Source organism: Vibrio sp. 10N.222.51.C5, assembly GCF_041474575.1.
Taxonomy (GTDB): domain Bacteria; phylum Pseudomonadota; class Gammaproteobacteria; order Enterobacterales; family Vibrionaceae; genus Vibrio; species Vibrio crassostreae_C.
Genome location: NZ_JBFRUJ010000005.1, coordinates 200,112 through 214,043 on the forward strand (window position 1 = coordinate 200,112; position 13,932 = coordinate 214,043).

Below are 13,932 nucleotides of genomic sequence, written 5' to 3' on the forward strand. Positions count from 1 at the left end.
CTTGGCGTGCTGAAATCAAGGAGCTGCAAAGATCAAGAGACACGCTAGTCAAGCCACTAAAAGCCATTGATACACATTGAGGCAAACCTTTAAAACTACAGCGCACGATATTTATCTCTCAGTCTTTGTCTAACCCACTCAGCAACTGAGTTCACCGCGAATGTAAAGATAAACAGCAAGAGTGCAGCCAAGAACAGCAAGCGGAAATGAGAACCACCCACTTCTGATTCTGGCAGCTCAACAGCAATCGTTGCCGATAAAGTTCTCATCCCTTCCAAAACATTCCAGTCAAGAATTGGGGTGTTACCTGTCGCCATCAAGACGATCATGGTTTCACCAACTGCTCGCCCTAGGCCCATCATAACCGCAGAAAAGATACCTGGACTCGCCGTCAATAGCACCACATAAATAAGCGTCTGCCACGCCGTCGCACCCAACGCTAATGACCCATCAGACAAATGTTTAGGTACAGAGAAAATAGCATCTTCAGCAATAGTGAAAATCGTTGGGATGACCGCAAAGCCCATAGCAAAACCAACCACTAGCGCATTGCGTTGGTCAAAGTCGATACCATAGCTAGCCAAGAAGGTACGAATATCACCACCAAATAACAAGGCTTCAATGTTGTTTCCACCAGCAAACACCGCAACCACTGTAATCACCAATACCGGAATCAATATCAGAGCATGCCAACCGTTAGAGAAGCGACCCGTTACGCTCTTCGGTAAACAGAACCAAACAAGTCCAGTCAACAGTGTGCTCAGTGGTAATAGCATCATTAATGAGAAGACAGCCGTTAAATGTGTTTCAACGATTGGAGCAAACCAAAGCCCAGCCAAAAATCCGATGATCACGGTTGGAAGAGCTTCCATCAGCTCTATCGAAGGCTTCACCACTCTTCGCATGCGTGGAGACATAAAATAAGCGGTGTAAATAGCTCCGAGCACAGCAACCGGCACGGCAAACATCATCGCAAACAGAGCGGCTTTGATAGTACCGAATGTGATAGGTACTAAACTGAATTTCTCTTCAAAGTCATCATTCGCCGATGTTGATTGCCAAACGTATTGCGGCTCAGGGTAACTTTCATACCAGACCTTTTGCCAAAGCGAGGAGAATGAGATTTGTGGGTATTCATTGTCGACTTTAGCCACACTGATGATGCCATCAATCAACGTTGCCAGATGCAGTTCATTGGCAGACATAGCGGCTAGTTGTGGTGATTTATCAAATGCGCGTTCAAACAACGACAGCTTTTCACTGGTCGTATAGTGGCTTTGTAATGTGCCGTTCTTATAGAAGCTATAAAAACCCTTTCTATAAGTATCAGGAAGAATAAATTGCACTTGTTCAGCAAGTTGGAAGTCTCGAATATGGGTCAGGCTACGCTTTTCATCTTTGAGTACATCGAACCATTGAGAAACCTGTCCGTCCTCATGCGTAACCAACAACGAGTATGCGCCAGACAATAAATCGATGCTTTTCACGGAATGCTTCGCATCATTTAAGCTAAGATCAATCACTTCACGAACATCAAAACCGTTATCTGATAGTTTCAAAACAACCAAATCCGATTGTGCTCGTAGGTATAAGGTTTGCCCATCAGGTGTGACAAGCAGTTGCTGCTGCAAGCCCAACTTATCCGATAGCCATTGGCTCTTCTGAAAAACATACTGACCAGTAAGGTCACTCTGATACCACTTAACCAAGACTCGTTGGTCACTTAACTGCGCGGCAACCGTAATCCCACGTCCATTTTTAGAGAATGCGAATTTGTCGATCGTCGCCCCATTTGAGGGTTCATCATTTAAAAACGGTTCAGGGAGAGTAATTTGCTCAATTTTAGGTTCGGCTTCACTGCCCTTTTTCAGCACAGGCGCACTATACTCAGGATAGAAAAAAGTAAGATTGCTTGCGCTGTCGGCAAAGGCAAACCAATTTTCAGATGGGGTATTTCGAGAAAAGGCGATGGGGTTGGCTACAACATCACGCTCAAAGTAAGAGTGTGTATTTTGAGACTCTAAATCCCAAAACTGTACCAAACCGGATTTTTCGATAGTAAATGCATGTTGACCATATTCATCAACCGATAAGACGATAGGCTCTTCTACGGCAACGGTCTTTACGGCTTGGTCGGTCTCTAAACCAGTATCTGAAAATACCGGTAAAATGACCATTGCCAAGTAAACAAAGATCAATACTAGGGCAGCTAGAACACTGACCGCGCCACATGTCACCGAAAAACGGACGAGACGATCTTTCAACCATCTTTTTTTGTCGCGCTCTTTCAATGAAAATTGGGCTGAAGCCATCTGTTTATCTACCTTTTTTTAGCTACTGACATAATATGTACGTTAGATGACAATTATATTACAAGTTACGTTAAACAACTGAAACTAATAACAAGTTTGTTAGCCATATTTCTTAAAGTAAGATCATAGATTTTGTGAATTTTGCCATTCTAATTTAAAGTAATCAGCTCTATAGCCAGTACTCAAGGATTCTCATCTCGATGGAAAAAGACTATGTCACAAAAGAACTTAGCTGGTTATCCTTCAACGAAAGAGTGCTCCAAGAAGCGGCAGATAAGTCAGTCCCCTTAATCGAAAGAGTTCGTTTTTTAGGTATTTACTCGAAAAACCTCGATGAGTTTTACAAAGTCCGATTTGCTGATGTGAAGCGAAAGATCTTACTTCAAGATCCACAGCTAACCTCCAACTCGCCGAAAAGCCTACTGACTAAAATGCAGAGCAAAGCAAGCAAGCTCGATGCTCAATTCCATGAACTGTATAACGACTTGCTATTGGAATTGGTACGCAATCGTATTTTTCTGGTCAACGAACAACAAATCAGCGAAGAACAAAGTGGCTGGATAAAAAAGTACTTTAAGAAAAAAGTGCTGCCACACTTAACTCCGATTCTCTTGAACGAAGATAGCCAGTTACTTAATATTCTCAAAGATGAACAAAGTTACTTAGCCATCGACATCGAGCGTGATGCATCATCTCAATATGTCTTACTCGAAATCCCATCAGAAGCACTCCCTCGATTTGTTAAGTTACCGGAAACTTCGGGTTCGCAGCGTACAACTTTGATCTTGTTAGATAATATAGTTCGATTTTGTTTGGATGACTTACTTAAAGGATTCTTTGAGTATGACTCATTGCGTTGTTTTGCGATAAAAATGACACGTGATGCCGATTATGATCTGCAAGAGGACAATGAAAATAACCTATTAGAATCGATGTCTTTAGGTTTAGAACAGCGCTTAACGGCACTGCCGATACGTCTGATCTATGAATCTGAAATGCCAACTGAAATGCTCAACTTCTTACAAGTCAGACTTAAACTGTCTGACTATGACAGTGTCATCGCAGGTGGTCGCTATCATAACTTCAAACATTTCTCTGAGTTCCCAAGCCTTAACCGACGTGATTTAGTTAATCGTCCTCTACCCGCGATTAAGTGCGCGCATTTCAGCCATTACCCAAACTATTTCGAAGCGATCAAAGCTCGCGACATCTTACTGCATTATCCTTATCACACCTTTAGTCACATCACTGAACTGGTTAGGCAGGCTTCCTTTGACCCGAAGGTAACCTCCATCAAAATAAACGTTTACCGTGTTGCGGAAGGCTCAAAACTCCTCAGCTCGATCATCGATGCGGCGCACAATGGCAAAAAGGTCACTGTGGTTGTCGAGCTGCAAGCACGCTTTGATGAGCAAGCCAACATTCAATGGACCAAGAAACTTCAAGAAGCGGGTGTAAAAGTCATCCATGGCATCCCAAGTTTGAAGATCCATTCCAAGTTGCTGCTCATCAAACGAAAAGAAGGCAAGCATACCGAGCATTATGCCCATATTGGCACTGGCAACTTCCATGAAGTTACAGCGCGCGTGTATACCGATTTTTCTCTGCTCACTGCGAATGAAGATTTGACTCAAGAGGTGAGACAAGTCTTTAAGTATATTGAAAACCCTTATCAAAAGTCCCAGTTCAAGCAACTGATTGTGTCACCAAAGAATACTAGAAAACGTCTGTACCAATTGATAGATAATGAAATACAAAACGCGATAGAAGGTAAACCTGCAAGCATCACTCTAAAACTCAACAACTTGGTCGATCGAGAGATCATTGAAAAGCTCTATCAGGCTAGCCAAGCCAATGTAAAAGTGAGAATGGTCATTCGCGGCATGTGCTCTCTTGTCCCTGGCATACCCAACATCAGTGATCATATTGAGATAGTCAGTGTGGTCGATCGTTTCCTCGAACATCCGAGAGTGATGATATTTGGTAACGCTGGAAAGCCGAAGGTCTATATATCTTCCGCTGACTGGATGACACGAAATTTTGATCACCGCATCGAAGTTGCAGCTCCAATTTTAGATCCAAAGATCAAGCAAACCATTATCGATATCACCGAGTTTCATTTCGATGACAGCAACAAAGCTCGAGTGCTAGACCAAGCGATGAGCAACTCTTACACACAACCACCAGCAAACCTACTTGATTACCCGACGTCACAACTCTCCACTTACCACTATATTAAACGTATGGAGAAACTTGCTCGCAAGAAGTACAAACAAGAGAAGAAATCATGCCGCTAATTGATAACAAACATTCTCGATGTATTGCCGCTATCGACTTGGGTTCGAACAGCTTTCACATGGTGGTTGCCCGAGTATTCGATCAACACCTGCAATTAGTCAGCAGACACAAACAGAAAGTGAGATTAGGTGATGGATTGGATGAACGTAACGTCCTATCTGAAAGCGCTATCGAGCGAGGCCTAGAATGCCTCAAGGTGTTCGCAGAACGACTGGCGGATTTTGAGCTTGATGATGTCAGAGTTGTTGCGACTCATACCCTAAGAAAAGCCAAAAACGCTAAAGACTTCTTAGAGCAAGCCAAGCCACTGTTTCCTTTTCCAATAGAGATCATTTCCGGTCAAGAAGAAGCTCGAATAATCTATAACGGAGCAGAACACACTCAAACCGCTTCTGAATCTAAGTTGGTTATTGATATCGGTGGAGGGAGTACGGAACTCGTCGCCGGACAAGGCTTTACTCCTCTAATTATGCGCAGTTTACCGATGGGATGCGTCAACTTCACTCAACGTTTCTTTGCTGACGAAGGGCTAACTTCACGACACTTCTCAGATGCTTATACCGCAGCTACTCGTCTATTGATGCCATTGATTGAAGAATACACAAAAGCCCCTTGGGAAATCGCTTTTGGCTCATCTGGTACCACGAAATCAATAAAAGAAGTACTCATTGGCTTAGGGTTCACCGATGGTCTCATTACGCCCCAACGCCTGTCCTATTTAAAGAATCATTTATGTGAGTTTTCATCATCCAACACCGTAAATCTTTCAGGCTTAAGTGATGAGAGAAAGCCTGTGTTTGCTGCAGGCGTCACCATTCTTTCAGCAGCAATGGATACGCTAGACATCAAGGAGTTACATTTTTCTGATGGTGCCCTGAGAGAAGGCGTTCTTTATGACATGGAGGATAGGTTTAAAGATATTGATATTCGAACAAGAACTGCCGAAACGCTCGTCTCTCGATACCATGTAGACGTAACTCATGGCGAGAAAGTGAAAGTGCTCGCTCTTTCATTGCTGAAACAAGTACAGCCTCAAGTGACAACTGCGGTCACTAATGAGCTGTATGATCTGCTTGGTTGGGCTGCAGTACTTCATGAGGTAGGACAAAGCATTGCATTCCAAGGCTATCACCGCCATTCGGCTTATCTGCTTAAGCATACGACAATGCCAGGCTTTAATACTGAGCAACAACGCCTTATATCAGCATTGGTTCGCTATCAAAGAAAAGCGCTCAAACTACAAGATTTGCCGGAACTTTCTCTGTTTACTCAGCAACAAGTCACCCTGCTGATTCGTATATTGAGACTCGCTATCTTACTCAACCGTCAGCGAAATCAAGCACTGGCCCCAGACGTGACTCTAACGATTGAACAACAGGATAACTGGGAATTGAAAGGAACTAACAGCGATTGGTTGGCCCAAAACCAACTGCTTGATTATGAGCTCAGAGAAGAGCAACAACGTTGGCAAAATGCAGGATGGTCGTTAAAGCTAAAATAACGAACAGTCAAAATTAAAACAGCCTGCGACGCGCAAGCTGTTCATACGTTTCTTATCTAAGTTTATCGCAGCCTGAATTAGAGCCCGACTTTTGCCAACTCTTGCTCTGCGAACTCAGACGGTATTGCTAAATAGCCATCTTTCTCTACAAGTTCTTGTCCTTGCTTTGAGAACACAAAAGTGAGGAACTCTCTTTCAACGGGAGAAAGCGGTTTATCTGGGTGTTTGTTCACGTATACGTAAAGAAAGCGTGATAGAGGGTAATCACCGCTCAAGATATTCGCTCGAGTCGGCTCTACATAATCAGAACCATGCTCAGCAATAGGAATCAGCTTAACGCCAGCGACACGATAGCCAATACCTGAGTAGCCAATCCCACTGATGGATGAAGCGACCGACTGAACGACTGAAGCCGAACCAGGTTGCTCATTCACACGATTTTTAAAGTCACCGCCGCACAGTGCATTCTGTTTGAAGTATCCATAAGTCCCCGATACAGAATTGCGACCGAACAATTGGAATCGATGTTTCGCCCATGGCTGATCGATTCCGAGATCTTGCCAGTTATTGAGGGGCCTTGTTGCTCCGCAGCGTAATGTCTCAGAAAAAATGCCATCAATCTGACGAAAGTTAAGCCCCTCAATAGGGTTATCACGATGCACAAAAAGCCCAATCGCATCGATAGCAACTCGCAGTGCTGTTGGCTTATATCCATGCTCCCTTTCAAATGCTTCAATTTCTCGCAGGCGCATCGGACGACTCATTGGCCCTAGATGTGCAGTCCCTTCGGTTAAGGCTGGAGGAGCAGTAGAAGAACCCGATGCTTGGACTTGAGCGTTAACATTTGGGTAGTAGGACTTGAACTCTTCCACCCATAACGTCGTCATACCCGCTAAGGTATCCGAACCGACCGATAATAAGCTCCCAGAAATTCCCGGAACCTTAGAATAATCAGGAAGAGAATCGACACCCTGTTCGGCATGCACAGGGTTAACTAAAGCAAACGCTAATAATGAGCTGACTGGAAAATGCATCCTGCGTATCGAACAACTCATGATACGGTCAGTCGATTTGGTAAAGTAAAATGGAAACGACTGCCGACGCCCACTTCACTTTGAATTTCGAGATGTGAATCGTGGTGGCTAAGCGCATGCTTTACAATCGCTAATCCAAGACCACTACCACCGGTATCACGAGAGCGGGCTTTATCTACACGATAGAAGCGCTCTGTGAGTCGATGTAAGTGTTGAGGCTCAATACCATCACCAGTATCTGACACATCTAAGCACGCGCCTTGGCTGGTTTGATACCAACGCACTTTGACCGTTGCACCTGCGGGTGTGTATTTAACCGCGTTATAAACCAAATTCGATATCGCACTTCTCAATTGGTCTTCATCGGCAAGAACTCGTAGGCTCTTATCGATATCAAACTCAAGCTTATGTTCGCGCTCACCGCTAAGGCTCGCCGCTTCTTTCTCAAGAACCTCAAGCATCGCCGGAACGTTGACCACTTCATCCAACTCATGCATTGGCGCCGCTTCAATTTTCGAAAGCGTGAGTAGTTGATTAACCAAACTGTTCATTCGATTGAGCTGCTCAGTCATTACGCCATGCGCCTTGGTCCACATTGGGCCAACGATCATGTCTGGATCTTCGGTCATTTCAAGGTAACCTTGAAGGACGGTCATCGGCGTACGCAATTCATGAGAAACGTTAGCGAAGAAGTTACGGCGCATGCCTTCTAACTGCTTAAGCTGGGTCACATCACGTACCACCATCAGGTGTTCACCCTCGGTATACGGCACAATACGCAGCTCGAGCATACGCTCCACATTCAATGGAGAAGGCATCTCTAATGGCTCAGAGAAATCTTGCTTATTAAGGTACTTAATAAAATCTGGAGTACGAATCAAATTCGAGATCGGTTGACCTGAATCATCTGGCCAACGAAAGCCCAGCAAATACTGAGCTAGCTTGTTACACCAAACGATATTGCCTTCACCGCGAAATACCACAACGGCATCGGGAAGCGATTCTGCACCGTTACGGAAACGGCGGATAAGGTTAGTCAGTTCTTTGCGTTTGCGACGCTGTCTCTGCTGCATACGATAAATACCGTTAAACAGAGATTCCCAGTTCCCAGAGCCTGAAGGTGGAGTTAGACGCTTCTCATCCCACAGCCATGCGGACAAACGCATTTGGTTGTGTAGATGCCAGCCGAGCTGCAATACCGTAGCAGCCAGCAGCAACCAAGGTAGGTAACCGAATATCCATCCGACTAAAACCCATGGTGCGTAAAAAAAAGCCAGCTCCCAAGCCAGCTTTTTCCAGGTTAACTTTTCAACCATTCAGGACTCCGTAAACTGGGCAGCGAAGCCACATTAAGCCTTTGTAGAAAAACGGTAGCCAGCGCCACGAACCGTTTGGATTAGCTTATCGTGACCTGCAGACTCAAGCGCTTTACGCAGGCGTCGAATATGTACATCAACCGTTCGGTCTTCAACGTAAACATTGGTACCCCAAACGTTGTTAAGCAGCTGCTCTCGGCTGTATACACGCTCTTGGTGCGTCATAAAGAAATGCAGCATTTTGAATTCTGTTGGTCCCATATCAACTGGACCTTCACTTGCGGTAACGCGGTGAGATACAGGGTCTAACTTAAGGCCTTGCACATCAATCACATCTTCCAATGCCGTTGGTGTTACACGACGAATCACCGCTTTAAGGCGAGCAACAAGCTCTTTTGGCGAAAACGGTTTGGTAATGTAGTCGTCAGCGCCAACTTCTAAACCGCGAACCTTATCTTCTTCTTCACCACGAGCTGTTAGCATCACCACTGGGATGTTGCGAGTTAACTCTTCACGCTTCATGTGCTTGATAAAGTTTATCCCGCTACCACCAGGTAGCATCCAATCTAGTAATACTAGATCTGGGAAAGGTTCACATAGCTTGTTTACCGCTGTATCGTAATCTTCAGCCTCTACTGCTTGGTAGCCTTTTTGTTCAAGTACAAAACACAGCATCTCACGAATAGGTGCTTCATCTTCAACGACCAGAATCCTTCTCGACATAATTGAATAGCCTTTGTATTTAATCAACGCATTGCATTATCTGAGTTAATTATGACACTTTTGTGACCTTTGAAAACAAATTTTCATATAACTGTCTCAAACGTTTCACTTTATAACTTTTGATACAGAGCTAAGGACAAATCGAATTAGATCTCATATCATGAGGCACTTCTAAAAAGGTATGAGAAAAATATATGTGGTTTAAAAATTGCCTAGTCTATCGCTTCAACCGTGATATTGATTTCAACGCAGATCAGCTAGAGAAACAACTTGAAGAATTCCGCTTTACTCCTTGTGGTAGCCAAGACAAACAGAAGTTTGGTTGGGTACACGCAATGGGTAGACATGGCGATATGATGACGCACGTATCAGAAAACCGCATTCTTATCTGTGCAAAGAAAGAAGAGAAAATGCTACCCGCTTCTGTGATCAAAGAATCATTGAACGCAAAAGTAGAAACGCTTGAGGCAGAGTCTGGTACCCCTCTGAAAAAGAAAGAGAAAGACAGCCTAAAAGAAGACATCATCATTGATCTACTTCCTCGAGCATTCAGCCGCAGCAACTTCACTTACGCGCTGATCATGCCAAAAGAAGGTTTCATTGTGGTTGATGCGAGCAGCTACAAAAAAGCAGAAGATGTATTAGCATTGCTACGTAAGACAATGGGTAGCCTGCCAGTAGTGCCAGCTATCCCAGAGCAAGCGATCGAAACGACTCTTACAGAATGGGTGAAATCAGGTGATACGCCACAAGGCATCACTATGCTTGATGAAGCAGAACTAAAATCTATTCAAGAAGACGGCGGTATTGTTCGAGTTAAGAAACAAGAACTAGAAGCTGATGAGATTAAAAACCACATCGAAGCCAATAAGATGGTGACGAAACTTCTTATCAACTGGCAAGACCGTATTGAATTCATTCTTGCAGAAGATGGCAGCATCAAACGCCTAAAATTCAGTGATGAGCTCAAAGACGAAAACGACGATATTCCTCGTGAAGATCAAGCTGCGCGTTTTGATGCGGACTTCTCTCTACTTTGTGGTGAGTTCAGTGTTTTCCTTCCAAACCTATTTGAATCATTAGGCGGGTTAACTCAACCTAACGCTTAATCAGTCAAACTATAGGCTCAGGTGCTAACGGTATCTGAGCTTATTTCTCACTAAGTTCTCACTTATATCTGCCTCTAGACCGTCTTGTTAATGTCATTGCTATCTTTAGGGCTATCAACCAAACTCATTTTAGCGTAAAATTTGCGCCCCTTTGATATCACTTGGTGGTATCAACCTGACTTGAGATCAGATTAGAGAACGAAGCAATGACTACACAAAAACCATTTGTACCTGAACTATTATCACCGGCAGGAAGCCTCAAAAACATGCGTTACGCATTCGCCTACGGCGCAGATGCAGTATACGCAGGCCAGCCACGTTACAGCCTTCGTGTTCGTAACAACGAGTTCAATCACGAAAACCTACAAATCGGTATCGATGAAGCTCATGCTCAAGGCAAAAAGTTATATGTTGTATGTAACATTCAGCCGCACAACTCTAAATTAAAAACATTCATTCGCGACCTCAAACCAGTTGTAGACATGGGCCCTGACGCGCTTATCATGTCAGATCCTGGTCTTATCATGATGGTTCGTGAAGCATTCCCTGAAATGCCAATCCATCTTTCTGTTCAAGCAAACGCAGTAAACTGGGCGACCGTTAAGTTCTGGTCAACTCAAGGCGTTGAGCGTGTGATCTTATCTCGTGAGCTATCGCTTGAAGAGATCGAAGAGATTCGCGAACACTGCCCAGAAACAGAGCTAGAGATCTTTGTTCACGGAGCTCTTTGCATGGCTTACTCAGGCCGTTGTCTGCTTTCTGGTTACATGAACAAGCGCGATCCAAACCAAGGTACTTGCACCAACGCTTGCCGCTGGGAATACAAAACAGAAGCAGCGAAAGAAGACGAAAACGGTCAGATCGTTGAAGCAAACCCTACTGGTGTTGCTATTCAAGAAGTAGAAACGCAAGACATTGAAGTTCAAGATGAGCGTCCAGACAACACACTAGGCCTTGGTAAACCAACAGACGAAGTGGTTCTGCTTTCTGAATCACACAAGCCAGAAGAGAAAATGGCAGCGTTTGAAGATGAGCATGGTACTTACATCATGAACTCAAAAGACCTTCGTGCAATCCAACACGTTGAGCGCCTAACGAAGATGGGTGTTCACTCTCTGAAGATTGAAGGTCGTACTAAGTCTTTCTACTACTGTGCACGTACTGCTCAGGTTTACCGTAAAGCGATTGACGATGCAGTGGCAGGCAAACCATTCGATGAAAGCCTAATGGGTACACTAGAGAGCCTAGCTCACCGTGGTTACACTGAAGGCTTCTTACGTCGCCATACACACGATACATACCAAAACTACGAGTACGGTTACTCTATCTCTGACACTCAACAGTTTGTTGGTGAGTTCACAGGTAAGCGCCGTGGTGACCTAGCGGAAGTAGAAGTGAAGAACAAGTTCCTAGTAGGCGACAGCTTAGAAATGATGACACCGAAAGGTAACGTTGTTTTCAAACTAGAAGTTATGGAAAACCGCAAATCTGAAGCGGTCGACGATGCGAAAGGTAACGGTCACTTTGTATTTATTCCTGTACCAGCAGATCTAGATCTAGAGTACGGCTTGCTGATGCGTAACTTGAGCGAAGGCCAAGATACACGTAACGCATCAGGCAAATAATTTTTACTTAAGCGACTTACTTGAGAAGAAAATAATGGCTCTGTTAATTACTGACAAGTGCATAAACTGCGATATGTGTGATCCTGAATGCCCAAATGGTGCAATCACTATGGGCGACAGCATCTTCGAGATCGATCCTGATTTATGTACAGAGTGTAAAGGTCACTATGAAAAGCCAACATGCCAGTCAGTGTGTCCGATTACAAAATGCATCATCACTGACCCAAACCATATTGAAACTGATGACGAGCTACTTGAGAAGTTTGTTATCATTCAAGGCTTGACCTAAAAGAAGAAAGGTTCAACTTAACCATAAGTTGAACCTTTTTTTTCATCCTGATTTTCCGATTGGATAAATATTGCAGAAGAGCTCTTTTTCAAATTGATATTCGAGTCGTTCTCGCCAGTTTATTGATTGAGCTATAGGAACAAGATAAAAGTTTTCCCTGCTGGTATCGGTCACAAATGCCATTCCATACTGCATCAATTCATAGTGAACATCATTTACGAAACTAGGGTCTAAACGTTGTCTGCCTGTTAGCTGATTGATGTCATCTCTTGAAATTGAAATACCCGAGCTTTCAGCGTTGAACCTATGTCTTAACCATTCTGAAAATTCCTTCGCACAAATCATAGTCATAGTCTTATCCTTGAATTATCTATCGACGGGTATCAGACTCTGATTTCGCATACTGCATATAAGCCGCATCTTTCACCCCAAAACACTCAATCCCTGACCAAACCTTGTCAAATTCGCCATCGCCCTTGCTGATACCGTTATTGCTTTTATTAATATCAAACGATGTTCTTAATCTCGTGTTTATAAACTCTAGACAAAAGTGTGATATTTCTCCAGTTTTAGAGTCGAAAAAACCAGTGGCAGTACCACTGTAAAAAGCCTCGATGAACAGGATTACTTATTCGATATCAAGGCCAAACACTGACTTGGCATCACTTTAACTTTTTTCTTTTTCTTAGTTTTCGCTACTTTTTTAGGAGGTGGAACTGGAACAGTCTTTGGAGCCCAACTTGCAAGTTCATCTCCACAACCGTCACCTTTAGGAGGGCTCGCTTGAGCTATGCAGTTTGAACTGCCTTCAGGACACTTTAAACGAACGTGGAAGTGGGAGTGGTGTCCCCACCAAGGTCTTATTTTGCCTAACCAAGCTCTATCATTAGCGTCAGAGTTTTCTTGTTCACAAAGGGTTTGCTTGATCACTGGATGAACAAAAATACGCACCACTTTTTCATCTTTCGCCGCATAACGAATAACTTGAAAATGATCATCGGTCCAATTCGATTCACGCAATTTGTAGTTGGTAAGATCCACAACGCTCACAGGTTTAGGCACAGCTAATTCGTTCTCTGACAACCTCTTACTGGTTAACCTTAGCCATATATCAATATCTAACCCTGTTTGATGACTTGAATGACCTGAAGAAAAGCGCCCTCCTCTGGGAAGAGAAATATCACCGATCAATAAATTAGTATTGAGCTTCTCGCTGGTCGTGACTCCTAACCTCTCAATAAACTTTATAGCTTCTGTATGGCCATAGTAGCGCTCTCTTTGAGGGCGAATGATCTGATACCCCAAACCATTAATAGGCAAAGCCTGCGCGCCGTCTAGACAGCCATTGGCATAGCTTCCAATTGATGAGGGTGAATTTTTAGTAGGGTGACTCTCTTTTTCCCACGAAGTTGCTGATAGAGAAAATGAACAAAAGAATACAACCAGTGCAAAAAAGAACCTCATAATAATCCCAAATTACTGACGCTTACTCATTATATTAGTCGCCATTTAGAATTAGGTGCATATCGTACTTAAGTTTTTGGTGGTAGCTAGTGAATTATACTAATTAAAGTAAAAATGTGATCTAATTAAGATTGATGAATTATTGTGAAATTTAGCCATGGATAGCCTTAATAACACTGACTTCAAAAAGCTTGCGAGCCAGCAAAAAACCATTCAGATGAAGATGCGTTTACTTGCGCTCGCACACTTTAAAGACGGCCT

General features: G+C 43.6%; 11 protein-coding genes. 5 read left to right on the plus strand and 6 right to left on the minus strand.

Features of this window, described 5'->3' with window-relative positions:
• Positions 1-95: 95 nt before the first annotated feature.
• A complete protein-coding gene (locus AB4558_RS01600; protein WP_372157786.1) occupies positions 96-2,312 on the minus strand; it encodes an ABC transporter permease subunit in 2,217 nt (738 codons plus the stop codon).
• Between the two features lie 200 nt (positions 2,313-2,512).
• On the opposite strand from AB4558_RS01600, the gene ppk1 reads away from it, so the two are divergent.
• Positions 2,513-4,609, plus strand: a complete 2,097-nt coding sequence (ppk1, locus tag AB4558_RS01605; protein ID WP_017066137.1) for a polyphosphate kinase 1 — start codon at positions 2,513-2,515, stop codon at positions 4,607-4,609.
• Complete coding sequence (gene ppx / locus AB4558_RS01610; RefSeq protein ID WP_017068609.1) at positions 4,600-6,111, plus strand: exopolyphosphatase; 1,512 nt, start codon at positions 4,600-4,602, stop codon at positions 6,109-6,111. Before ppk1 ends, ppx begins: the two co-directional genes overlap by 10 nt.
• A 77-nt stretch (positions 6,112-6,188) precedes the next feature.
• On the opposite strand, the gene AB4558_RS01615 is transcribed toward ppx, so the two are convergent.
• From AB4558_RS01615 to phoB, 3 genes are read right to left on the minus strand one after another with little or no spacing between them, the layout of a single operon-like run.
• Entirely contained in the window at positions 6,189-7,166 is a 978-nt protein-coding gene (locus AB4558_RS01615; protein WP_032548820.1) for a PstS family phosphate ABC transporter substrate-binding protein, read from the minus strand.
• A complete protein-coding gene (phoR, locus tag AB4558_RS01620) occupies positions 7,163-8,461 on the minus strand; it encodes a phosphate regulon sensor histidine kinase PhoR (RefSeq protein WP_004740365.1) in 1,299 nt (432 codons plus the stop codon). The genes AB4558_RS01615 and phoR overlap by 4 nt, the downstream gene beginning before the upstream one ends.
• 33 nt (positions 8,462-8,494) lie before the next feature.
• Positions 8,495-9,184 (minus strand): phosphate regulon transcriptional regulator PhoB, encoded by a 690-nt coding sequence (gene phoB / locus AB4558_RS01625; RefSeq protein ID WP_004735064.1) that lies wholly within the window; start codon positions 9,182-9,184, stop codon positions 8,495-8,497.
• Positions 9,185-9,378: 194 nt separating this feature from the next.
• Here phoB and rdgC point away from each other — a divergent pair, with 194 nt between their 5' ends.
• From rdgC to AB4558_RS01640, 3 genes are all read left to right on the plus strand, one after another.
• Positions 9,379-10,293 carry a recombination-associated protein RdgC gene (gene rdgC / locus AB4558_RS01630; RefSeq protein ID WP_017062534.1) on the plus strand — a complete coding sequence of 305 codons (915 nt, stop codon included), beginning with the start codon at positions 9,379-9,381 and terminating at the stop codon, positions 10,291-10,293.
• Positions 10,294-10,499: 206 nt separating this feature from the next.
• Positions 10,500-11,918: a tRNA 5-hydroxyuridine modification protein YegQ gene (yegQ, locus tag AB4558_RS01635; RefSeq protein ID WP_017062848.1), complete on the plus strand. Its 1,419-nt coding sequence runs from the start codon at positions 10,500-10,502 to the stop codon at positions 11,916-11,918.
• A gap of 34 nt (positions 11,919-11,952) precedes the next feature.
• Complete coding sequence (locus AB4558_RS01640; RefSeq protein ID WP_004735061.1) at positions 11,953-12,207, plus strand: YfhL family 4Fe-4S dicluster ferredoxin; 255 nt, start codon at positions 11,953-11,955, stop codon at positions 12,205-12,207.
• A gap of 42 nt (positions 12,208-12,249) precedes the next feature.
• Here AB4558_RS01640 and AB4558_RS01645 read toward each other — a convergent pair whose 3' ends face one another.
• A complete protein-coding gene (locus AB4558_RS01645) occupies positions 12,250-12,558 on the minus strand; it encodes a hypothetical protein (protein WP_017062536.1) in 309 nt (102 codons plus the stop codon).
• 273 nt (positions 12,559-12,831) lie between these two features.
• Positions 12,832-13,671 (minus strand): penicillin-insensitive murein endopeptidase, encoded by an 840-nt coding sequence (gene mepA / locus AB4558_RS01650; RefSeq protein WP_029235577.1) that lies wholly within the window; start codon positions 13,669-13,671, stop codon positions 12,832-12,834.
• Positions 13,672-13,932: the final 261 nt, after the last annotated feature.